Annotated in this window: 19 protein-coding genes; 11 read left to right on the forward strand and 8 right to left on the reverse strand. The window is 69.1% G+C overall.

Annotated features, from left to right (window positions below):
* Position 1: 1 nt before the first annotated feature.
* Together pstA and pstC are read right to left on the reverse strand one after the other, a co-directional pair.
* Positions 2 to 1,249 carry a phosphate ABC transporter permease PstA gene (gene pstA, locus ATK74_RS10960; protein WP_098461065.1) on the reverse strand — a complete coding sequence of 416 codons (1,248 nt, stop codon included), beginning with the start codon at positions 1,247 to 1,249 and terminating at the stop codon, positions 2 to 4.
* Positions 1,242 to 2,336: a phosphate ABC transporter permease subunit PstC gene (gene pstC / locus ATK74_RS10965; protein ID WP_211283356.1), complete on the reverse strand. Its 1,095-nt coding sequence runs from the start codon at positions 2,334 to 2,336 to the stop codon at positions 1,242 to 1,244. Before pstC ends, pstA begins: the two co-directional genes overlap by 8 nt.
* A gap of 446 nt (positions 2,337 to 2,782) precedes the next feature.
* Here pstC and ATK74_RS10970 point away from each other — a divergent pair, with 446 nt between their 5' ends.
* A complete protein-coding gene (locus tag ATK74_RS10970) occupies positions 2,783 to 3,472 on the forward strand; it encodes a response regulator (protein ID WP_169923826.1) in 690 nt (229 codons plus the stop codon).
* Positions 3,473 to 3,486: 14 nt separating this feature from the next.
* Here the strand turns inward: ATK74_RS10970 and ATK74_RS10975 are convergent, their stop codons facing one another.
* Positions 3,487 to 4,608 (reverse strand): GTPase family protein, encoded by a 1,122-nt coding sequence (locus ATK74_RS10975; protein WP_098461068.1) that lies wholly within the window; start codon positions 4,606 to 4,608, stop codon positions 3,487 to 3,489.
* Positions 4,609 to 4,784: 176 nt separating this feature from the next.
* On the opposite strand from ATK74_RS10975, the gene ATK74_RS10980 reads away from it, so the two are divergent.
* The 7 genes from ATK74_RS10980 to ATK74_RS11010 all read left to right on the forward strand — a co-directional run bounded on the left by ATK74_RS10980 (position 4,785) and on the right by ATK74_RS11010 (position 13,712).
* Complete coding sequence (locus ATK74_RS10980; protein ID WP_098461069.1) at positions 4,785 to 6,311, forward strand: amino acid permease; 1,527 nt, start codon at positions 4,785 to 4,787, stop codon at positions 6,309 to 6,311.
* 216 nt (positions 6,312 to 6,527) lie between these two features.
* Positions 6,528 to 8,390 (forward strand): translational GTPase TypA, encoded by a 1,863-nt coding sequence (gene typA / locus ATK74_RS10985; RefSeq protein WP_098461070.1) that lies wholly within the window; start codon positions 6,528 to 6,530, stop codon positions 8,388 to 8,390.
* Positions 8,391 to 8,657: 267 nt separating this feature from the next.
* Positions 8,658 to 9,632 carry a glycerophosphoryl diester phosphodiesterase membrane domain-containing protein gene (locus ATK74_RS10990; protein WP_098461071.1) on the forward strand — a complete coding sequence of 325 codons (975 nt, stop codon included), beginning with the start codon at positions 8,658 to 8,660 and terminating at the stop codon, positions 9,630 to 9,632.
* The gene (locus ATK74_RS10995) at positions 9,629 to 10,285 is read left to right on the forward strand and encodes a DUF4129 domain-containing protein (RefSeq protein WP_098461072.1); all 657 of its coding nucleotides are present in this window, start codon (positions 9,629 to 9,631) and stop codon (positions 10,283 to 10,285) included. Before ATK74_RS10990 ends, ATK74_RS10995 begins: the two co-directional genes overlap by 4 nt.
* Complete coding sequence (locus ATK74_RS11000) at positions 10,282 to 11,418, forward strand: DUF4350 domain-containing protein (protein WP_098461073.1); 1,137 nt, start codon at positions 10,282 to 10,284, stop codon at positions 11,416 to 11,418. Before ATK74_RS10995 ends, ATK74_RS11000 begins: the two co-directional genes overlap by 4 nt.
* Positions 11,411 to 12,394: an AAA family ATPase gene (locus ATK74_RS11005; protein ID WP_098461074.1), complete on the forward strand. Its 984-nt coding sequence runs from the start codon at positions 11,411 to 11,413 to the stop codon at positions 12,392 to 12,394. The genes ATK74_RS11000 and ATK74_RS11005 overlap by 8 nt, the downstream gene beginning before the upstream one ends.
* A 10-nt stretch (positions 12,395 to 12,404) precedes the next feature.
* Positions 12,405 to 13,712, forward strand: coding sequence for a DUF58 domain-containing protein (locus ATK74_RS11010; RefSeq protein ID WP_098461075.1), 1,308 nt, complete (start codon positions 12,405 to 12,407; stop codon positions 13,710 to 13,712).
* Positions 13,713 to 13,716: 4 nt separating this feature from the next.
* Here the strand turns inward: ATK74_RS11010 and ATK74_RS11015 are convergent, their stop codons facing one another.
* Positions 13,717 to 14,712, reverse strand: a complete 996-nt coding sequence (locus tag ATK74_RS11015) for a stage II sporulation protein M (RefSeq protein ID WP_098461076.1) — start codon at positions 14,710 to 14,712, stop codon at positions 13,717 to 13,719.
* A gap of 69 nt (positions 14,713 to 14,781) precedes the next feature.
* On the opposite strand from ATK74_RS11015, the gene ATK74_RS11020 reads away from it, so the two are divergent.
* From ATK74_RS11020 to ATK74_RS11030, 3 genes are all read left to right on the forward strand, one after another.
* Positions 14,782 to 15,603, forward strand: a complete 822-nt coding sequence (locus ATK74_RS11020) for an RDD family protein (RefSeq protein WP_098461077.1) — start codon at positions 14,782 to 14,784, stop codon at positions 15,601 to 15,603.
* Positions 15,604 to 15,695: 92 nt separating this feature from the next.
* Positions 15,696 to 18,299, forward strand: a complete 2,604-nt coding sequence (locus ATK74_RS11025; protein WP_211283357.1) for a DHA2 family efflux MFS transporter permease subunit — start codon at positions 15,696 to 15,698, stop codon at positions 18,297 to 18,299.
* Positions 18,292 to 18,894, forward strand: coding sequence for a TetR/AcrR family transcriptional regulator (locus ATK74_RS11030; protein WP_098461078.1), 603 nt, complete (start codon positions 18,292 to 18,294; stop codon positions 18,892 to 18,894). The genes ATK74_RS11025 and ATK74_RS11030 overlap by 8 nt, the downstream gene beginning before the upstream one ends.
* Here the strand turns inward: ATK74_RS11030 and ATK74_RS11035 are convergent.
* Genes ATK74_RS11035 through ATK74_RS11050 form a run of 4 tightly spaced genes read right to left on the reverse strand, consistent with a single transcriptional unit; the run spans position 18,891 to position 22,582 of the window.
* Entirely contained in the window at positions 18,891 to 20,273 is a 1,383-nt protein-coding gene (locus ATK74_RS11035; protein WP_098461079.1) for an amidase, read from the reverse strand. The genes ATK74_RS11030 and ATK74_RS11035 overlap by 4 nt on opposite strands.
* Before the next feature lie 52 nt (positions 20,274 to 20,325).
* The gene (locus ATK74_RS11040; protein ID WP_098461080.1) at positions 20,326 to 21,162 is read right to left on the reverse strand and encodes an alpha/beta fold hydrolase; all 837 of its coding nucleotides are present in this window, start codon (positions 21,160 to 21,162) and stop codon (positions 20,326 to 20,328) included.
* Entirely contained in the window at positions 21,162 to 22,109 is a 948-nt protein-coding gene (gene ygfZ / locus ATK74_RS11045) for a CAF17-like 4Fe-4S cluster assembly/insertion protein YgfZ (RefSeq protein ID WP_098461081.1), read from the reverse strand. Before ygfZ ends, ATK74_RS11040 begins: the two co-directional genes overlap by 1 nt.
* Positions 22,085 to 22,582, reverse strand: coding sequence for a heme-binding beta-barrel domain-containing protein (locus tag ATK74_RS11050; protein WP_098461082.1), 498 nt, complete (start codon positions 22,580 to 22,582; stop codon positions 22,085 to 22,087). Before ATK74_RS11050 ends, ygfZ begins: the two co-directional genes overlap by 25 nt.
* Positions 22,583 to 22,786: the final 204 nt, after the last annotated feature.

The following is a 22,786-nucleotide window of genomic DNA, read 5'->3' on the forward strand; positions in this document are numbered from 1 at the left end:
CTCATGCCTGCTCCTCACTGCTCGGGCTCATCGGCCCACTGGGCGCCGCCGGTCGTCCGACCGGATGACGGCGCAGCTCAAAACGCTTCAGGTCGCGCAGCGAGGCTGCCCGAGCGGCCAGTTGCTGCCGCTCGGACAGCTCGCCGGGGGCACGTCCGCCAAGTGCCCGGGCCAGCAAGAAGAGGGTCAGCACCAGCAGCAGCAGAACCGCCGCGGTGCCGAAGCCGCGGGCCACCATGTTCGGCTCAGGCGAGCGGACGAAGTCGAAGACCTGCAAGGGCAGCGAGATCATCGGACCGGCCAGCGGATTGGCGTTCATCGCGGCCGTGATCCCGGAGGTGAGCAGGACGGGGCTGGTCTCGCCGATGCCGCGCGCGGTACCCAGGATCACCGAGGTGACCAGGCCGGACCGTGCCGTCGGCAACACCACCTGCCAGACCGTCTGCCAGCGCGAGGAGCCCAGCGCGTAGGACGCCTCCCGCAGGTTCTGGGGGACCAACCGCAGCACCACGTCGGCCGAGCGGATCACGATCGGCAGCATCATCACGGTGATCGCGATACCGGCGGCCAGCCCGGAGCGCTCATGGGTGATCGCCTGGATCACAGCGGCGTAGACGAACAGACCGGCCACGATCGAGGGCAGGGCCGTCATTGCGTCCGAGATGGTCCGGACGAAGCGGGCGAACCTCCCGCCAACCTCGTTGAGGAAGACGGCCGTGCCGATCCCCAGCGGAATGGTGATCGCCAGCGCGATCGAGATCTGGATCAGGGTGCCGACGATGGCGTGCAGGATGCCGCCGACCTCCAGCCCGGCCAGCGGGCCGGCGAACTCCATGGTTTGGGTGAACAGGTTCAGGTGGCCGAGCGCGTCCGTGCCCCGCCACAGGGTGTAGATCACGATGAACACCAACGCCGTGAACAGCAGCGTCCCGGCCGCGCTGAACAAGGTGGTGATCAGCCGGTCCTTGACCTCCTCGATGTCGGAGTGCAGCCAGATCAGCAGCATGTACAGCCCGAGGAAGGCCAAGAAGGCCACGATCGTCCAACCGATCGCACCGCTGAGCGGGGCGAACCACCCGAACAGCAAAGTGGCCAGGGCCACCCCGGCGGCCAGGGCGCCGACCAAGTCGAAGCGCTGGGCCGCGGTGAAGCCGTGCACCTTGCGGCGGGGGCCGTCAGCCTCGGCCTTGGTGCCGGGCAGGCTGGTTCGGACGCTGGGCAGCACCTCGGTGCGGAAGATGTCAGCCATCGCTCTGCGCTCCTGAACGCGACCGCGCCACCACGGAGGAGGCGGTGAAGTTGATGATCAAGGTGAGCAGGAACAGCACCAGGCCGGCCGCCATCAGCGCAGACAGGCCGAACTCGCTGGCCTCGCCATAGCGCAATGCGATCAGTGCTGAGACTGAGTTCGTCCCGGTCTTCAGCAGCTGCCAGTTGATGGTGAAGACCGGCGAAATGATCATGTAGACGGCGATCGTCTCGCCCAGTGCCCGGCCCAGGCCGAGCATGGTGCCGCCGATGACCCCGCCCTTGCCGAACGGCAGCACCACCGAGCGGATCATCCCCCACCGGGTCGCACCGAGCGCGTAGGCGCCCTCGCGTTCACCGATCGGCGCCCGGGTGAAGGCTTCGCGCATGATCGAGGTCTGGGTGGGGACGACCATCAGGCCGACCACGATCCCGGCGATGAAAGCCGAGGAGGTGAAGGCGCTGGCGTCGGTGGCCTGCGCTCCGGACGCATCGGTGACCGCGAAGATCGGGATCCAGCCCAGCCACACCGAGATCCACTGTGAGACCGGGATGATCGCCGCCTGCAGGAAGTAGACCCCCCACAGCCCGAAGACGATGCTGGGCACGGCCGCCATCAGGTCGACCAGCGAGACCAGAGTGGCCCGCAGCCGGCCGGTGACCACCTCGGACAGCAGCATGGCCGTCCCCAGCGACAGCGGGAGACTCACGGTCAGAGCGATCAGGGCGATGGCGACCGTCCCGAACAGGACCGCGGCGACGCCGAAGGTTCCGGTTTCCGGAGACCAGGCCTGGGTGTAGAGGAAGGCGAAGCCGGTGGACCGCAGCGCATCGCTGGCCCGCAGGGTCAGGAACACCCCGACCGCAAGCATGATCCCGACGGTGATGATTCCGGAGGCGAAAGCGGTGCGACGGAAGATCTGATCGGCCAGCACCTCCCGGCCGTCCAAGCGACGCTTGGTCTCGACCCCGGCCGGCTCCGAGTTGGATGCCGGAAGCCAGGTCGCGACCGCTGCCGATCCACCGGCTTCGATCGTCGCCACCTGCCGGATCGCGGCACGCCAGCCGCCAATCTCCGCGCCGATCACTTCTGGAGTCCCCCATTCAGCAGCTCGGTGATTGGCCGAGCCGATGGCAGCCTGACATGAGAGCCGGGAGCGGGGCCGAGCGGGCTGTCGGGGCGAAGGTGGACGCCAAGTAGGACGAAGATGAACAGCATTCGAAGCCATCCATACAGGTCTTGCGCCGCGCCGATTCAGCCCACTAACCTGCGCGACCCACACCCACCGCTGCCCTGAAAGCGCTCAGCAGATCCTCAGCACGTGGTCCCTCGTGATTGGGACCCGATGTGCGCGAATTCGTCCGGGTGGATGGGGTGGCCTGAGGCCCTCCTGAGAGTCGTTCCACAGGACCCACCGAGTGCTCACCATCGCGTCACCTTGCGTTCAGCTTGACCCGAGAAGCTCTGCGCTGGGCAGGGATGCTCCCGCCCGGACGCAACCGTGTCCGGATGTTCAGCACCCACGGAGGTGGCATGGTTCGGCTCTTGGTCGTCGACGCCAACCGCGCTGACCGGCGGCTGATCCGGCACCAACTCAGTGGTGTGGACGGAGTCGCGGTCGTCGCCGAGTCGGCGAGTTACCCGGATGCGGTGCGGATCGCCCGCGCCGAGCGCGTCGATCTGGTGCTCCTTGATCTGCAGCCGCAGCGACCCGAAGGCTTCGCGGCGATCCGGGCGATCACGTCCGGGGACGCGGCGGTGCCGGTCCTGGTGCTCAGCGATCACTCCGAACGTGAGCAGGTGGCCAATGCCCTGGACTGTGGCGCGATCGGCTACCTGGTGCGCCGACACGATCTGCCCAACCTCGGCCCGGCGATCCGCAGCGCGGCCAAGGGCCACGCGGTGGTCTCCAGCCGGGTGGTGACCAAGGTGGTGCGCGAGTTCGTCCGCCGCGGTCGGCAGCTGCGTCCGGACGGGGTCGGGCCGGCCGGCGAGACGGTGCTCTCCCCCGCCGAGCTGGCGGTGGTCTCGCACCTGAGCGGCGGCTTCACCACCAACGAGGAGATCGCCACTCAGCTGAGCATCAGCGTGAACACGGTCCGGGCCCAGATCGCCCAGAGCCTGCGCAAGACCGGGACGGCCAATCGGACCGCCTTGGCCCTGTGGGGGCTGCGCAACGGGCTGGATCGCCGACTCGAGACCGGCGGCAAGCCGGCCGCCTGAGCCCGGGCGGACGGCTAGGCGCTGGTCCGGATCTTCGGCAGCCGCTTGGCCATCTCGGCCTCGAACAGGCCGCGGACCGCGGCCGCGTCGAAATGCCCGTCCAGCATCGGCAGCGCCTTCGTCTGCGCCTGCCGGCACACGGCCAGCCAGGCCTGGCCCATGGCCAAGGTGAACGACGAAGCCACCGAAGCATTGATCACCCCGCCCGCGATGCTGCCGGCGCCCGGCAGGAACTTCAGTAGACCGGCCGCCGCAGCTCGTCCGGCTGCCGTGGCGGCCGAGGTGGACGCCACCGCCAGCAGCGCCGACTTGTCCAGACCCAGCCCGTGCAACTGAGCGATCTTGGCCATCATGGACAGCTGGATCGGCACCAGGATGGCCGCCGACGAGAACGGGATCGGCACCGCGGCTGCGGCAGCGGCCGCGGTCACGGCAGCGGCGATCGCCGCTTTCGATCGGCCGGCTTTGAGCCCCAGATCGATCTCTTGCGCGGCGATGAGGGCACCCTGGACCGCGTCCGGAGTGAGCTGAAAGGTGCCCTGCAGGAGCTCCATCAAGCCGTAGGCCGGCTGACCGGTGAACTGGTCCCTCATCGCGTAGGTCAGGAACGGACGTCCGCCGTAGATCGGCAGCTCGCGGGACTCGATGTGGTGGGCCAGCTCGACCGCATCGGGGTGGAACTGGCCATCGCGCATCGGCACCTGGGTGAGCACGCAGATCACCGGCAGGCCGAGGTCGTCCAGGGTCTTGATGAAACGCTCCTCGGCCTCCTCGAAGCGCCGGTCCATGCCGCGTACGCAGTACCAGGCCAGGTGGATCTGCTCGTCGATCGGCTTGCGGCGGCTGTCCTTGACCAGAGTGGTGAGCTCCTTGATCAGGGCATCGTCATCGCGTCCGATCTCGAGGCCATGGCTGTCCAGGACGCCGAGGCTGCCCCGGGAGTCCAGGTAGAGATGCGAGCCCACAGTGACCGGCGCACCGATCCCGGTGGCGGCCACCGGGGCCCCGAAAATGGCGTTGATCAAGGTCGACTTGCCGACTCCGGTCTTGCCGAAGACGGCGATGTTGACCCGGCCCAGTTCGGCGGCCTGCTTCTCGAACTCGGCCCGAAAAGACTCGGTGAACCACTGCGTCATGGCGTCGAGCCTAGGCAACCGACCATTGCCGGACGATGGGGTGGCCCCCTGGGCGTCCCCCGGCCCGCCCCCGGCCGCCTCAGATAGTGACCATCGCTACGAATCGCGCAGTGCCGGATCTACGCTTGCCGGGTTTGCCCACGGACGCAGCGCCGCGTCACCATCACGGAGAGCCGATGAGCCTGTTACGCACCAAGTCGATCGAACAGTCGATCGCCGACACCGATGAGCCGGAGTACCAGCTCAAGCGGTCACTGTCTGCCCTGGATTTGACCGTGTTCGGGGTCGGTGTCGTGATCGGCGCCGGCATCTTCACCCTCACCGGACGAGCTGCCCACAGCGTCGCCGGACCGGCCATCGTGATCAGCTTCGTGATCGCCGCTCTGGCCTGCGCCCTGGCGGCCATGTGTTATGCGGAATTCGCATCGACGGTGCCGGTGTCCGGCTCGGCCTACACCTTCTCCTACGCCTCGCTGGGCGAGATCTTCGCCTGGATCATCGGCTGGGACCTGATCCTGGAGATGTTCCTGGGTGCGTCCGTGGTGGCCCAGGGCTGGAGCGCCTACTTCAGCGCCTTCCTCGGCAAGCTCGGCATCACACTGCCCGCCGCCATCAGCTACGGCGGTGTGGTGGATCTGCCGGCCATCCTGCTGGTGCTGATCCTGGGCGTGCTGGTCACCGTCGGGATCAAGGAGTCGCTGCGGGTCAACCTGGTCCTGGTCGGACTGAAGCTGTTCATCGTCTTGTTCGTGATCATCGCCGGCATCTTCTTCATCAACCCGGCCAACTACTCCCCGTTCATCCCCGAGGCCGTTCCGAGTGCGGCGGCCGACGCCAGCAAGTGGCTGATGCAGCCGCTGCTGCAGTTCATCACCGGGGCGGCTCCGTCCAACTTCGGGATCGGCGGCATCCTTTCCGGTGCCGCGCTGGTCTTCTTCGCCTACATCGGCTTCGACGTGGTGGCCACCACCGCCGAGGAGACCAAGAACCCGCAGCGGGACCTGCCGATCGGCATCATCGCGTCTCTGATCATCTGCACCGTGCTCTACGGCGCCGTGGCGCTGGTCGTGACCGGCATGGTGCCCTACGACAAGCTCGACCCGTCCGCGGCGCTGGCCAATGCCTTCGCCTATCACGGGCAGGCCTGGATGGCGACTCTGATCGCCGCCGGTGCCGTGGCCGGCCTGACCACCGTGGTGCTGACCCTGATGATCGGCGCCACCCGACTGATCTTCGCCATGTCCCGGGACGCGCTGCTGCCCATGGGACTGGCCAAGGTGCACCCCAAGTACCGCACCCCCTGGCTGATCACCATCATCGTCACTGCGGTGGTGGCGGTCGTCGCCGGGTTCACCCCGGTCGGCGTGCTCGAGGAGATGGTGAACATCGGCACGCTGTCAGCATTCGTACTGGTGTCGATCGGAGTGATCCTGCTGCGCCACAAGCGTCCCGATCTGCCGCGCGCCTTCCGGGTGCCGTGGGTGCCGGTGCTGCCGATCGCGTCCGCGCTGATCTGTGGCTACCTGATGATCAACCTCTCGGTGGAGACCTGGCTGCGCTTCGTGGTCTGGCTGGCGATCGGCTTCGTCATCTATTTCGCCTACTCACACCGCAACTCGCGGCTGGCCACCGGGGCTCCTATCCACCCCGATATCGCCGCCGCCATGGAGTCTGGCGTCGTCCGCCCGGACGACCTGCGCTGACCCCAGCCAGCGGGTTGGGCCGGGACCGATAGCCCGGACAGCCTCCTGAACTTGGGTCGGACGTACCCTCTCCTCCTCGAGGGTCGTCCGGCCCAAACGTCTTTCTGTTCTCGGTCCGCCCGGACGAGCGGACGGGCCGCCGGACGCACCCGCGGAGAGGCTGCGGCGACCGGACCGGTAGACTGGGCAGGTTCCCGCTTCAGACCGGAGTCCCGCATGCCCACTCGCGCAGACCTGCGCAATGTCGCCATCATCGCCCACGTCGACCACGGCAAGACCACCTTGGTGGACGCCATGCTGTGGCAGTCCGGGGCCTTCCGCGAGAACCAGGACGTGTCCACCCGAGTGATGGACTCGATGGATCTGGAGCGCGAAAAGGGCATCACGATCCTGGCCAAGAACACCGCGGTCGACCACGTGATGGCCGACGGCCAGACCGTCACCATCAACATCATCGACACCCCCGGCCACGCCGACTTCGGCGGTGAGGTCGAGCGCGGCCTGGAGATGGTGGACGGCGTCCTGCTGCTCGTCGATGCCTCCGAAGGCCCGCTGCCGCAGACCCGGTTCGTGCTGCGCAAGGCGCTGGCCAAGAACCTGCCGATCATCGTGGTGATCAACAAGGTCGACCGCCCCGACGCCCGGATCGCCGAGGTCGTGGACGAGGTCTACGCGCTGTTCCTTGACCTGCTCGAGGACGACGAGGCACACCACCTGGACTTCCCGATCATCTACTGCGCCGCGAAGGCCGGACGGGCTTCGATGAACCAGCCCGCCGACGGCGGACTGCCGGACTCGGAGAACCTGGAACCGCTGTTCACCCTGATCACCGACAAGATCCCGGCGCCGGAGTACACCGAGGGCGCGCCACTCCAGGCACATGTCACCAACCTGGACGCCTCGCCCTACCTGGGCCGCCTGGCCCTGTGCCGGATCGTTGAGGGCAGCATCACCCGCGGCCAGACCGTCGCCTGGTGCCGGCACGACGGCACCATCAGCAACGTCCGGCTGTCCGAGCTGCTGATCACCCAGGCCCTGGATCGGGTTCCGGCCGACTCGGCCGGCCCCGGCGACATCGTGGCCATCGCCGGCATCCCCGAGATCACCATCGGTGAGACCATCGCCGATCCGTCCGATCCGCGTCCGCTGCCGCTGATCCACGTCGACGAACCCAGCATCTCGATGACCATCGGCATCAACACCTCGCCGCTGGCCGGCAAGGTGGGCAAGCTGCTCACCGCTCGCCTGGTGAAGAACCGCCTCGACACCGAGCTGATCGGCAACGTGTCGATCCGAGTGCTCAACACCGAGCGTCCTGACACCTGGGAGGTGCAGGGACGTGGCGAGCTGCAGTTGGCCGTCCTGGTCGAGATGATGCGCCGCGAGGGCTTCGAACTGACCGTCGGCAAGCCCGAGGTGCTGCTGCGCACCGTCAACGGCAAGACCGAGGAGCCCGTCGAGCGGCTGACTGTGGACGTGCCCGAGGAGCACGTCGGCACGATCAGCCAGCTGATGGGCACCCGCCGGGCGCGGATGGAGCAGATGGTCAACCACGGCACCGGCTGGGTGCGAGTGGAGTACGTGATCCCGGCGCGTGGCCTGATCGGCTTCCGCACCGAGTTCCTCACCGAGACCCGCGGCACCGGCATCATGCACCACGTCTTCGAGGGCTACGAGCCGTGGGCCGGCGAGATCAAGACCCGCCTGTCGGGCTCCTTGGTGGCCGACCGCACCGGCGTGGTCACCAGCTTCGCGCTGTTCAACCTGCAGGAGCGCGGCACCTTGTTCGTCTCGCCCACCGAAGAGGTGTACGAGGGCATGATCGTCGGCGAGAACCCCCGACCCGAGGACATGGACGTCAACCCCACCAAGGAGAAGAAGCTGACCAACGTCCGCTCTTCGACCGGTGACGAATTGGAGCGGCTGATCCCCCCGCGCGTGCTCAGCCTCGAGCAGGCGCTGGAGTTCTGCCGTGGCGATGAGTGCCTCGAGGTCACGCCCAAGAACGTCCGGATCCGCAAGGTCGTCCTGGACGCCAACGAGCGGGCCAAGCAGCGCAGCCGGGCCAAGAAGGCCTGACCTAGACCGACGCAGGACGGTTCGGCTTCGTCTCGCTTCACCAGAAGCGCGACGAGACCGGGCCGTCCTTCTGTCTTCCCACGCGTCACGGGGACGGTTCCTGCAACTCACGCTGATCAGCGCCGGACGGTGATGGAGCCGTCCCCCAGGCTGGGCAGCGGTCAGAACCCGGTCAATCGGCCGGAGCCGCGATGTCGGGGGTGGTGAGCGGCTCGTGGCGCTGCCGACTCCCCTAGACTCGGGCCAACATCACCCCCGGGAGCGTTCATGACCTTCCCCACCGGCTGGGACGGGCCGAAGTACTTCGCCGCCCAGCTGGCGCCCGAGCCGGTCCGGACGGACTGGTCGCCACCCACCGGTGAACCGGGAATCGTCCAACCGCATCCACTGAGCTTCGGCGACATCCTGGGTGGCGTCTTCCGCGCCGTCCGCTACGCCCCGGGGACGATGTTCGGCCTGACCTTGATCCTCACTCTGGTCGCCCAGCTGCTCGGCATGGGCGTGGGCTACCTGCTCAGCCAGCAGTACGGAGTCAGCCTGCTGCCCGGCGACGAAGCCGACGGCGACCTGGCCATGCTGTCCTGGTCGTGGGTGGCCGGAACGGTGGCCACCGCCTTCGCCGAGATGGTGATCGGCATCGGGCTGACCTGGGCCACCTTCCAGGCGGTCCGGGCCAAGAAGGCCGCTCCACTCGCTGCGGCCCGCCAGATCGCCGCCCGGTTCTGGCCGACGGTCGGCCTGTATGCCCTGCCCCTGCTCGCCGGAGGCGCGGTCATCGCCGCGGTTGCCGTGCTGATAGCGCCGCTGGCCGCCAAGGATCAGCCCTGGGTCTGGATCCCGGTGGGCATCGGCGGCGGCTTCGCGGCCGCCTGCCTGGCCGTCCGGCTGCTGCTGGCACCCTGCGTGATCGCCATCGAGAACCGCGGCCCGATCGCCGCCATCCGGCGAAGCTGGGCGCTGACCCGCGGCCAGTTCTGGCGGATCGTCGGCATCTACCTGGCCACCACCATCCTGATCTCGCTGGCCACCAACATGCTCTCCACCGTGTTCCTGTTCGTCGGCAGCGTGATCACCGCAGCCAATGCCGGCATCGGCGCGACCGTGATGCTGAGCTCATCAACGATCACCGTGGCGGTGTTCAGCCTCCCGCTGACCAGCGCCCTGGTCACCCTGCTCTACGTGGACGCCCGGTTCCGCACCGAGGCCTTCGACCTAGAGCTCAGCGAGGAGCTGTTCGGATGAGCCCACCGCTGACCCCGAGCGCGGACGAAGCCCGGCGCCTGCTCGCCGATGAGCTGAGCAAGCCGATCTATCTGGACGCCCGCAACTGGCTGATGGAGCAGCTGCGCAAGCTGCTCGACTGGCTGCAGGGGTCATCGGATCCGACCGTGTCCACCTCACCGCTGAGCGGTGGACAGGGGCTGTGGATCGGCTTCGGGACGGCGGCCGTCCTGGTCGTGGTGATCTGGGCGCTGATGGGCCCGCTGCGCGCCGAACGCCGCCGCTCCCGGGAGCTGTTCGACGAGGAGGAGCTGAGCGCCGCGGACCTGCGCGCGAAGGCGTCCGCGCTGGCCGCGAACGGTGAGTGGGGACAGGCGATCGTGGAGCACTTCCGGGCCATGATCCGGTCACTGAGCGAGCGGGTGATCATCGAGGAGTTCGCCGGCATGACCGCGGACGAGGCCAGCACGCTGGCCGCGGTTCGGCTGCCGTCGCTGGCCGAGCAGCTCGCTCAGGCCGCGCGCGATTTCGACGCCGTGGCCTACGGCGACCAGCCCGGCACGGCTGAGCAGTACCAGCAGCTGGTGGATCTCGATGCCGAGGTGGCTGCCGCCACGCCCGTCCTGCCCCAGCGGGAGAGCCAGGCCGCGGTGAGCGTGGAGGTCGGCCAATGACCGGCCGCCGCTGGTTGATCGTGTTCGGCGTGGCACTGGCGCTGTTCGCAGGGCTGATCGCGATCTCGGTGATGCTGCCGCCCAACCCGGATCGGCTTCCGAACTCGATCTCCAACCCGGGACCCAATGGCGACATGGCGCTGGCCCAAGTGCTGGGCAGCCAGGGCGTCCAGGTGCATCAAGTGACCAGCCTGGACGAGGCCGCGCAGGCCGCGGCCGGATCGACCCTGGCGATCACCCTCACCCAGGAGTTGTCCGAGCAGGCTCTCTCTCGGCTGCGCACAGTCGATGCCGATCTGGTCATCATCTACGCCGCCGAGGACCCGATCGAGGCCGTGGCCGAACTGAGCGACGGCAAGATCGGCACCACCTACTGGTGGTCCGAGGACGAGCCGCGAGCGGGCTGCACCGATCCGGACGCCCTGGCCGCGAAACAGATCACCACCTCTGACCAGGGCCTGTACGCGATCGGCCAGCAGGTCAGCCTGTGCTTCCTGGACGAGGTCGGGAACGGCCTCTACGCCCAGGTGGACGTCCCTGGCCATCGGGTCACCGTGATCGCCGGCACCCGCTGGCTGCGCAACGACACCATCACCCAGGTCGGCAATGCCGCACTGGCCCTGCGGGCGCTGGGTCGGCACTCCCAGCTGACCTGGTACCTGCCCGGCCCGGAGGTGCTGCTCACCGACACAGCCGGGGACGAGCTCGACCCGTCCGCGCTGCTCCCGCCCTGGTTCGGGCCGGTGAGCGCGCTGTTCGGGCTGGCGCTGGCCGCAGCCGCCGCCTGGCGCGGACGCCGCTTCGGCCCGCTGGTCGCTGAACGGCTGCCGGTGGCCATGCCGGCCTCCGAGGTGTCCTCCGGCCTGGGCCGGCTCTACCGCCAGGCCGGCGCTCGCAGCCACTCGACCGCCGCCCTGCGGGCCGCCAGCCTGCACCGGCTCGGGGCCCGGCTCGGCCTGCCACCTGCGGCAAGCGCGGAGCTGGTCATCGAGCGACTGTCCCGGGCCAGCGGCGAGGATCCGCAGCTGATCCGGACGCTCTACTACGGCACTTTCCCGCACACCGACTCCGAACTGGTGGCCCTGGCCACCCAACTGTCCGACCTAGAAGCAAAGGTGACCAGCCATGAGTGATCAGCCGTTCGCACCCCCACCGGCCCTGAACCCGGCCCAGGATGCGCTGACTCGGGTCCGCGACGAGGTGGGCAAGGCGGTGGTCGGCCAGAACGGCGCGGTCACCGGGCTCCTGGTGGGGCTGCTGGTCGGCGGCCATGTGCTGCTCGAAGGCGTCCCGGGCGTGGCCAAAACGCTGCTGGTCCGCTCGCTGGCGGCCAGCCTCGAGCTGAGCACCAAGCGGGTTCAGTTCACCCCCGACCTGATGCCCGGTGACGTCACCGGCTCGCTGATCTACGACAGCCAGGCCGCCCGCTTCGACTTCCGTCCCGGGCCGGTGTTCACCAACCTGCTGCTCGCCGACGAGATCAACCGGACGCCACCGAAGACCCAGGCCGCGCTGCTGGAGGCCATGGAAGAGCGTCAGGTCAGCGTGGACGGAACCCCGCGGCCGCTGCCGGATCCATTCATGGTGATCGCCACCCAGAACCCGGTCGAGTACGAAGGCACCTATCCGCTGCCCGAGGCCCAGCTGGATCGGTTCCTGCTCAAGCTGACCCTGCCGCTGCCGCCCCGGGACGACGAGTTGCAGGTGCTGCGCCGGCATGCGGCCGGCTTCGACCCCCGCGACCTGGCCGGTGCCGGACTGAGGGCGGTCGCCGGAGCGTCCGATCTGGTGGCGGCCAGGGCTCAGGTGGCCACGGTCCGAGTGGACGAGCAGGTGCTGGCCTATGTGGTCGATCTGTGTCGGGCCACCCGCTCGGCGCCCTCGGTCTCGCTCGGCGCGTCCCCGCGCGGGGCCACCGCACTGCTGAAGACCGCCCGGGCCTGGGCCTGGCTGAGCGGACGCGACTTCGTCACTCCCGACGATGTGAAGGCCATGGCGCCGGCCACCCTGGCCCACCGGCTGGCGATCCGCACCGAAGCCCAGCTGGACGGCACGACGCCGGCCGGCGTGCTGCAGAACGTGCTGGCCTCGCTGCCGGTGCCGCGCTGAGCGAGGGCCGATGACAATCTCGGGACGGGTCCCGCTGCTGCTCCTGGTCGGAATCATCCCCGTGGTGGTCTGGCCGGTGCCGCTGGCGGTGCTCGGCTGGGCGCTCCTGGTCGCCGGGCTGACCGGGCTCGACCTGGCGCTGGCGCTCGCCCCGCAACGACTGCTTGTGAGCCGCGACCTGCCGGCCAGCGTCCGGCTCAGTCAGCCGGCCATCTCCCGACTGACCGTGACCAACGCGGCGTCGCGGACGGCCCGGTTCCAGCTGCGCGACGCCTGGCCACCCAGCACCCAGCCGGCCGCCGAGCGTCCGCGACTGGTGTTGCAGGGCGGCGAATCACTGCGCCAGAGCACTCGGCTGCTGCCGACCCGGCGCGGCGACGTGGCCGCCGGCGGCGTGACCGTCCGCTCCTTCGGCCCGCTGGGCCTGGCCGCCCGGCAGCGGACCATCGAGCTTCCCGGCGTGCTGCGAGTGCTCCCCGAGTTCCGCTCGCGCAGCCAGCTGCCCTACCGGCTGGCCCGGCTCCGCGAACTGGACGGGCAGGCGTCGGTGCATGTGCGTGGCCAGGGCACCGAGTTCGATTCACTGCGTGAGTACGCGTTGGGCGACGACGTCCGCTCGATCGACTGGCGGGCCTCAGCCCGGGCCACCAAGACCATGGTGCGCACCTGGCGTCCGGAGCGGGACCGGCACATCCTGATCGTCCTGGACACCTCGCGGTGGGCGGCCGGACGGCTGTCCGGCGGCACCGGCAGCGACCAGACCCGGCTCGAGGCCGGCATCGAGACCTGCCTGCTGATGGCCGCCCTCGGGGCCGCCTCCGGCGATCGGATGAGCCTGCTGGTGGCCGATCAGGAGGTGCGGCTGCGACTGCCCGGCACCGGGCGGGGTTCGGTGCTGGCCTCCTTCGCCGACGGGCTCAGCCAGGTCGAGCCGGTCCTCGGCGAGCCGGATTGGACGCTGATCGCCGGGCAGGTGACCCAGCTGTGTCGGCAGCGCAGCCTGGTGATCCTGGTCACCGGCCTCGATCCGGCGCTGTATGCCGACGGCGTCGGCACTGTGCTGGCCGGGCTCAGCCAGGCCCATCAGGTGTTGATCGCCCACGTCACCGATCCGGGCACCACGGTCGGGGCCGCCGCCCCGCAGAATGCCACCCAGGCCTACGATGCGGCCGCCGGCAGCCGGCTCTGGCTGGGCACTCAGGCGCTGGCCCAGCGGGTCGGACGGCTGGGCGTAGATGTGGTCCAGGCCGGCCCGGACGCGCTGGCGCCGGCCGTCTGCGATCGCTATCTGGCCTTGAAGGCTGCCGGACGGCTGTAGCGAATCAGCCGGCCACAGGGATCAGGCTGGCCTGCTCCTCGGCGTTCAGCCCCGGGTCGGTGCCGATCCGCACGGCCCGTCGGCCCAGGCCGAAGACGACAACCCAGAAGCCTACAAAGGCCAGTCCGCCGATCCCGATCTTCAACCATGGATCCAGCTGGGAGCCGGTGACGAAGCCTTCGATCAGACCGCTGATGAACAAGGCGATGGTGAGGGCGACCACCACCACGATGGTGGTGCGGCCCTCCTCGGCCAGACTCTGTCGCCGGGTCCGGTGTCCGGGGACCAGCCAGGCCCAGGCCAGCCGCATCCCGGCCGCGCCGGCCACGAACACACAGCTGAGCTCCAACAGGCCGTGCGGCAGGATCAGCGACCAGAACACCCAGTCGGCATTCTGCACGTGCATCACCGCACCCATCACCCCTACGTTGAGCGCATTGTCGAACATGACCTTGGCCGGATAGATGCCGGTGATCCCGGTGGCCACGCACAGTGCCGCCACGAAGGCGTTGTTCGTCCACACCATCGCGGAGAAGCTCGCGCTGGGGTACTCCGAGTAGTAGGACGCGAAGGCGCTCTCGGCGATCTCCCGCTGTTCGGTCGGTGGCACCACCGAGGCGAGCAGCGCCGGGTGCGAGGCCGTCCACCAGCCTGCGCTGACCGCGACCAGCACACCCAGCACTGCGGTGATCACCGACCACCAGCGCACCCGGTACAGCGCGGCCGGGATCGTCCGAGTGAAGAAGCTGAGCACCTGCGACCAGGTCAGATCGTGCGGGCTGGCGATCCGGGAGCGGGCCTTGACCAGGATTACCGAGAGCCGCGAGACCAGTTCGGGATCGGGCGCGTTGGTGCGCAGCAGCGAGAGATGGGTGGCGCCCTGCCGGTAGAGCCGGACGAGTTCGTCCGCCTGGGCCCCGGTCAGCCGACGTGTGCCCGCGAGTTGCTCCAGGCGCTGCCAGCCGCCGGCTCGGGCGCTGGCGAACACGTCGATGTCCACGTCGGCAGCCTAGCCGCCATCGGCCCGAGAAACCGGCGCAATGGACCCGATCGCCGCTAGCCTCGTCCCGTGCCCGACGAAATCCTCACTGGTGAGGGCGTCGCCCTGCAGATCAGCCCGGCATCGGTGCTGGCCAGGGCGGCTGCCTGGCTGATCGACGCGGTCGCCACCGCGGGCGTGATCCTGGTCACGTTCATCTTCGTGCCACTGCTGTGGGAGCTGTCCGACTTCGATTCCGCAGCGCTCCGGGCGATCCTCTACGTGGCCATCGTGGTGCTGTTCATCGGGGTGCCGATCACGGTCGAGACGCTGAGCCGCGGACGCTCCTTGGGCAAGCTGGCCCTGGGTCTGCAGATCGTCCGCGACGACGGCGGGCCGGTGCGGCTGCGGCACGCCTCGGTGCGCGCCCTGGTCGGCTTCTTCGAGTTGTGGATGCTGTTCGGCGGACTGGCCTTCCTGGTCTCGATGCTGAACGACCGCGGCAAGCGGGTCGGCGACTACCTGGCCGGCACCTACGCGATCCGGGTGCGGAGCACGGCAGATGCCAGGCCGCCGCTGTACCTGCCGGCGGAGCTGGCCGGATGGGCGGCACTGACCGACCTGCGTCCGCTGCCCAGCGGGCTGGCGCTGCGGGCCCGACAGTTCCTCAGCCGAGCACCGCGGTTCCCACCGACGATCCGGCACCGGCTCGGGCTGCGGCTGGCCGCCCAGCTGGAACTCTTCGTCTCGCCGGCTCCGCCGTGGGGCACCTACCCTGAGCCGTTCATCGCCGCAGTCCTGTACGAGCACCGGCGGCGTGAGCAGCTCGCCCAGGACCGGCTCAACCAACGACTGACAGCTCAACTCAGCGGGATCAACACCTTGCCGTACTCGATCGACGATCCGTCCTAAGCCTCGGTTTTTTGCAGTCCTGCAAAGTTGCAGTACTGTAATCCTGCGCCGCTGCACGATGCAGTGGCGTTGTTCGTTGATTGAGGCTCTGAATGACCGCTGTCGCAACCCGCCCCGAAGCCGAGGCGACCCAGCCGCTGATGAATCACCGGCAGATCCTGTTCGTCGTGTACGGCCTGATGGCCGGCATGTTCCTGTCCTCGCTGGACCAGACAATCGTCGGTACGGCGATCCGAACCATCGGCGACGACCTGCACGGACTGGACCAGCAGGCCTGGGTGACCACCGCCTACATGATCGCGGCCACGGTCACCACGCCGCTGTACGGCAAGCTCTCCGACCTGTTCGGACGCCGTCCGCTGTTCATCATCTCGATCTCGATCTTCGTGCTCGGCTCGCTGCTGTCCAGCTTCGCCACCTCGATGCTGATGCTGGCCGCCTTCCGCGGCTTCCAGGGTCTGGGCGCCGGCGGCTTGATGGCGCTGCCGCTGGCCATCATGGGCGACATCATGGCGCCGCGAGAGCGGGCCAAGTACCAGGGCTACTTCATGGCCACCTTCGGGGTGGCCTCGGTGGTCGGCCCGCTGATCGGCGGCGTCTTCGCCGGCACCGACCAGATCGCCTGGATCTCCGGCTGGCGCTGGGTCTTCCTGGTGAACGTCCCGGTCGGCATCCTGGCCCTGGCCATCGTGATCGCCTTCCTGCACCTGCCGCACATCCCGCACGCCCGTCCCCGCGTGGACTGGTGGGGCGCCACCTTGGTGGTCGGCACCCTGGTACCGCTGCTGCTGATCGCCGAGCAGGGCCGTGAGTGGGGCTGGACGTCCCCGGCCGCCATCGCCTGCTACGCCCTCGGCGCGGCCGGCGCGGTGGGCTTCCTGCTGGTTGAGCGGGCGATGGGCACCGACGCGATCATCCCGTTGCACCTGTTCGACTCCAAGGCGTTCTCGATGACCATCGTGCTGAGCGTGCTGGTCGGCTTCGGGATGTTCGGCGCCATGATGACCATCCCGCTGTATCTGCAGATCGTGAACGGCCTGACTCCGACCCAGTCCGGCCTGGCCACCTTGCCGATGATGGCCGGCGTGATGATCGCCTCGATCGGCACCGGCCAGCTGATCGGACGCACCGGTCGGTACCGGATCTTCCCGATCACCGGCACCGCCACCACCGCTCTGGGCTTCGTGATCCTGACCCAGATCACGCCGGATCGTCCGTCCTGGTACATGATGATCGCGATGTTCGTCATCGGCGCCGGCCTCGGCCAGTTGATGCAGACCCTCACCTTGGCCGCCCAGGCCTCGGCCCCGGCCCGCGACATCGGTGTCTCCACCAGCTCGGCGGCCTTCTTCCGGCAGATCGGCGGCACCCTGGGCACCGCGGTGCTGCTGTCGGTGCTGTTCACGGTGCTGCCGACCAACATCACCAACTCGCTGACCGATCGGGCCACCCTGACCAATGCCCTGGACGCCGCCCTGGACCCGGCCGTTGCCACGGCGCCGGCCAACACCAAGGTGATCGACAAGATGTGGGCGCCGATCCTGGACAAGATCCACACCCAGCTGGACGACAGCATGGACACCGCGACCACGCAGGTGAAGGACGCCGTCGAGCAGAAGCTGCGCGAGAAGGTGTCCGAGGCTGCACACAGCAAGTCGGCGCAAGGGGCCGGCAAGCTGGCCGACGGTGTGGACGCGCTCAGCTCCGGCCTCGGCAAGCTTGCCGACGGAACCCAGGCCTATGTCGACGGGGTCGGCAAGATCTCGGCCGGGGTGAACAAGCTCAGCGCCGGCAGCACCAAGCTGGCCGCCGGCCTCAGCCAGGTCAGTGACGGCGAGCAGAAGATCGCCGGGCTGGCCAGCTACACCAGCGCCGGCTACGCCGATGCCAAGGCGGACCTGAACCGGCTGTCCGATGATGTGGACGCTTGCAACGGCGGCGACAACGCGGCCTGCGCGAAGCTGTCTGCCGACCGGGACGCCCTGGCAACGGCGCTCAGCACGCTGGGCGATCGCGTGCACGGTTTGGACGGTGCCCTGAACGGCAGTGCCGATCATCCCGGGCTGGCCGCCGGCCTGGGCGGTCTGTCCGCCGGGATGAACAAGCTGGCCGCCGGCACCAGCGCGCTGGCCGACGGCGTCGGGATGGCTGCTGACAAGGGCAGCCTGCTCAGCACCGGAGCCAGCGGAGCGGCCGACGGCGCCAGCAAGGTCGGCGGCGGCGTCCGCAAGCTCTCCAAGATCGAGAAGGTGATCGACGACAAGGTCGCCGAGCTGCTCCCCGAGGCCCAGGACAAGGCCCTGCAGAAGGTCGCCGCAGAACGGCACCTGAGCGTGGTCGACCACAAGCTCACCATCGACTTCGCCGATCCGGTACAGCGCCGGGCGATCGTCGACGAGCTGGTTCCGAAGATGGTCGACGCGATCAACTCCGGCAACAACGACTCGGTGAAGACCGACACCGACGCCAGCGATACGTCCTTCGTGAACGGGGCCGATCGGCGGCTGACCACGCCCTTCCTGAACGGCTTCAACGACTCCGTGGTGACCATCTACTGGGTGGGTCTTGCCGTGATGCTGACCGCCTTCGTGCTTACCTGGCTCTTCAAGGTGCCGCCGCTGCGCAACCGGTCGGCCCTGGAGGAGAAGTCGGCTGCCGCCGAAGCCGCGGCCGGATCGGAGCCGGACAATGATTGACCCGAACAGCCCCCGAGGGCAGCGGCTGGATTCGCTGCGCGAGCGCAAGAAGCTGGCCACCCGGATCGCCATCCACGAGGTGGCGCTGCGGCTGGTCGACGAGCGCGGCCCGGAAGGGGTCACCGTCGAGGAGATCTGCGCCGAGGTCGGCGTCTCGCCACGGACCTTCTTCAACTACTACCCAACCAAGCTGGCCGCAGCCTTCGACCTGACCGAGTCACAGATCAGCGAGGAGGTCCGCGAGTGCTTCCTGGCCGGGACCGGCAGTCTGGTGGACGACCTGTGCGAGCTGGTCGCCGCCAGCGTGGACGTCCCTCGGGACTACCCACGGGTGAAGGTGCTGCTCAAGGACTACTCCGAGCTGGCGCTGAGTTTCTGGCAGCAGATGAACCTGCGTCGCCGCCCGGTGATCGAGCTGGCCAAGCATCGGGCCGCCGACGACGAAACCGCCACCAACGCCTTCGCCGTGGTGATGGTGGCCATGATGGCCATCATGCGCCGCCCAGGTGCCTCTGACATCGAAACTCTCGCCGCCCGGCTGAAGGCCGAGGTCCGCGGCCTGGCCGCATTGATCCGCGAAGGCGACGCCGACTAGCTCAGCGGCGGACGCTCCTGCGCCCACGGACGGACCCGCTCCAGCTGGGCCGAGACCTGGATCAGGGTCGGTTCGCCATTGGGCGCTCCGACCAGCTGGACGCTCAGTGGCAGCCCATCGGAGCTGAAACCGGACGGGATGGCCGCAGCCGGGTTGCCCAGCACGTTCCAGATCGAGGTGAAGCCCGAGGTGGCGGTCGCCTTGCTGGTGGCGGCCAGTGCCCCGCGTCCGTCCAACTGGCCGACCGGGACCGCCGGGGACGGCGTGGTCGGCATCAGCAGCAGATCGTGGTCACCGAAGTAGGCCGCAGCAAAGGCGGCCCCGGCCGCCTGTCCGTCCCGCTCGGCCTTGCCGGCCAGCCCGCGCAGCGGCGCGGTGAGTCGCATCAGGGTCCGGGTGCGCCGCTCCAGGAGCTCCGGATACTCGGCCCGGGCCGCCTCCTCGGCCACCCCGGCGGCGGTCTGCGCCATGAAGGTCAGACTCACGTTCGGGAACTTCGGGTCCACCGGTTCGACCAGGTGCCCGAGCTCGGCCAGGGCGTCCGCGGTATCGAGCAGGGCCTTGGTGGTCTCGGCATCGGCGGACGCTCCGGCGAACTTCGTCAAGTAGCCGATCCGGAGTCGTCCGGGCTCGCGCCGGTAGGCCTCGGTGAGGCTGATCGGCAGCGGTCCGGCCCGCCAGGTGTCGATCGGGGTGGAGCCGGTGATGGCGTCATAGATCAGCGCGCTGTCCTCGACGGTCCTGGTCAGCGGGCCGATCACGCCCAGTGAGCGCCACAGATGCGCGTTCGGGGCGGCACTGGTCCGGCCGCGCTGACACTTCAGCCCATAGAGCCCGCACCACGATGACGGCAGCCGGATCGAGCCGCCCCCATCGCCGCCGATCGCGGCTGCCACCATCCCGGACGCCACCGCGGCCGCCGAGCCGCCGGACGATCCGGCGGTTGACCGCATCGGGTTCCACGGGTTGCGGGTGTAGCCGTTGGCGCTGGTCTCGGTCCACGGCCAGATCCCGAACTCGGGCATCCGGGTCTTGCCGACGATCACCGCGCCGGCCTCGCGCAGCCGGCGGACCACCTCGCTGTCGGCCGCCGCCGGCGTCCGGAACGCTGCTCCGCCGTAGGCCGTGGGCAGGCCGGCCACGTCGTTCTCGTCCTTGATCGCGATCGGCACCCCGTGCAGCGGTCCGCGCTGTGCAGCCGGAGTGGCGTCGCGCTGTGCAGCCTCGGCCCGGGCCCGTTCGTCCAGCACGGCCACGAAGGCGTTCAGCTGGTGATCCAGCCGCTGAATCTGGGCCAAAGACTCCTCGACCAGCTCTGCGGACGTCACCTGACCGGAGGCGATCCGACGGGCCTGCTCTGCGAACGACACGAACTCCATGCCCGCATCATGGGCCCTGTCGGGCCTGGTCAGCGCCGAAATCGCAGGACTGTCACAAGGTTGCGACAAAGGCATCGATCAGACCGACCAGCTGCTCCTCGGCCGTGGTCCGGGCCACCGTCGAGACCCCGTCGTCGGCCTGCGGCCCGTAGCGCCCGAAGAAGGCATGGACGGCACCGTCCAGCCGCACCTTCTTGGTGCCGGCCGGCAACCGCTTCAGGCCGTCATCGAGTTTGGCCTTGTCGACCACCTTGTCGTTCTCAGCGTCGACCACCATGGCCTTCAGCCCAGGGATGTCGCTGAGGTCGTTGTCATCGGGCGGATAGGACGCCAGCAGGACCAGCCCGGCGACCGGATGCGAGCCCCACTTGTCCTGGTCGGCCACGAACCGAGCAGCCATCGAACCACCGAGTGAATGGCCGATCAGCACGACCTTCTTGCCGCGGCCATAGCTGGCCAGCATCGACTTGGCCCGGTCGGGCTGCAGCACCGGCAGATCGAACCAGAACTCGGGGATGATCGTGGTGCGGCCGGCGGCGGCTTCGCGGCGGGCCAGCCACTCGTAGGCCTGCGGCCGGACCAGACCACCGGGGTAGATCACCACCAAGACGTCCGACTCGGCCACTCCGGCCGGCGGTTCAACCAGCAGATAACGCCCGTCGTCAGTCTTCAGGCTGACCTTCGCCTTGGCGCTGGCGGCATTGGAGATCGCGTCCTGACCGGGGATCAGCGGCGGGCGGACCAGGATCGGCCAGCCCAGACCCAGCGCGAAGGACAGCGCGGCCACCAACACCAACAGCAGCCGGCGCGGCCACCGGCGCACCGGACGCGCTTGGGCACCGCGAGTCGTCTGGGCACCGCGCCCCGAGGCGGTGCGGGGCCGAGCCATCAGGCGCGGCCCAGGCCGGGCTGTGGACGCCAATGCAGGCCGGCGTCGGCGGAGACCAGCGGCTCCTGGGCGGCGGGGATCCCGGCCACCATCAGTTCGGTCTCGGGGTTCAGCTGCCGCTTGAGCAGGGCCAGCCCGATCGGGCCAAGTTCGTAGTGCCGCTGCGAGCTGCCCATCCGGCCGACCACCTGGTCGCCGGCCAGCACGTCCGCGCCGACCGGGGGCAGGGTGTCGTCCGAGCCGTCCAGCAGCAGCCGGGTCAGCCGACGCGGCGGCCGGCCCAGGTTGTAGACCCGGGCCACCGTCTCCTGGCCCGGGTAGCAGCCCTTGCGCAGATGGACGGCCGGGCCGAGCAGGTCGCCGTCGGGGTTGGCCAGCTCATTGGGGATGGTCCGCTCATCGGTGTCGACGAAGATGCGCGGGAGACCGGCCGCGATCCGCAGCGCGTCCATGGCCCAGGTGCCGGCCCGGACCGGACCGAGGGTGTCCTCCAGCCGTCCGGCCGGGATCACCTCCGGAGCCGCGCCGGGGGCCATGGCCAGCACAAAGCCGTCCGGCTCAGCCAGCTCGACTCGGGCCGCGAAGATCATCTTTCCTAGCCAGGCCAGGAGTTCCGGAAGACGTCCGGGCTCGGTGTGGCACCACAAGGTGGTGCCGTCGTCGATGGCGCCGAAGACGTGGGCCAGATGGCCCTGCGGGCTGAGGATGTAGGCCACGGTCGGCTGGCCAGGGGCCAGGTTCGCGAAGTCCTGGCTGGTGATGTCGTTCAGCCAGCGGAGCCGATCCGGGCCGCTGATCGTGAAGACCGGACGGTACGAGAGGTCGACCCCGGCTTGGCCGGCCGCCAGCAGCTTCTGCTCGCGGAACGGGTCGCCGTAGTGCCAGATGGCTCCGGCGTCGAGGCCCTCGGTGACCTGGACGCTCACCGCCGCTCCAGAGTCGCCCATAGATAGGGCTGCAGCTCCTCGGTCTCGGTGGCGCGGTCGAAGGAGAACATCAGCTTGCCCTCGACGGTGCCGTACAGGCGGCGTCCGGCGGTGTAGGTGACCTTGGCGTCCCGAGTGCGGGCCACGGCGTCGGTGATCAGGTCCAGCCGCCCGGGAGCGAGCTTGCCGAACCAGATCTCGGCATAGCCGTCCGGGGAGGTCATCATCACGTCGACGGTGCCGTCGGCCAGCGGACGCCAGAAGCCGGTCTCCATGAACAGCGGACGTTCGGGCTGGCCGTCGGCGTCGGTCAGGAAGGCCTGGGCCAGGTAGTGCAGGAAGTCGCCGCCGTTGTCGGCGAAGTCGACCTGGATGGCGTAGCTGACCTTCTCTTCGCCGGGCCACTGGCGATAGCCGGTGCCCTCCCAGCGTCCGCGCAGCCAGGCGAGCCCGACCAGCGCCGGGTTCAGGTCGGACGGGATCTCAAAGGCCATCTTTACCTCCTCGGCCGCGGAGCATCACGAACAGCCCCCAGCCGGCCAGCAGAATCAGCGCGGCGCAACCGCCACCCACGACCCAGCCGGTCACCGAGAGAGGAACGAGGCTGAGCACCCCAGCAGCATAACCGGCCGACCCCAGCCACCCCCCGAAGCCACCCGGTCGGCGCAGTGGGGACGGCTCCACTCCTGTCCACCCCG

The sequence above is a fragment of the Propionicimonas paludicola genome, assembly GCF_002563675.1.
Classification (GTDB): Bacteria; Actinomycetota; Actinomycetes; order Propionibacteriales; family Propionibacteriaceae; genus Propionicimonas; species Propionicimonas paludicola.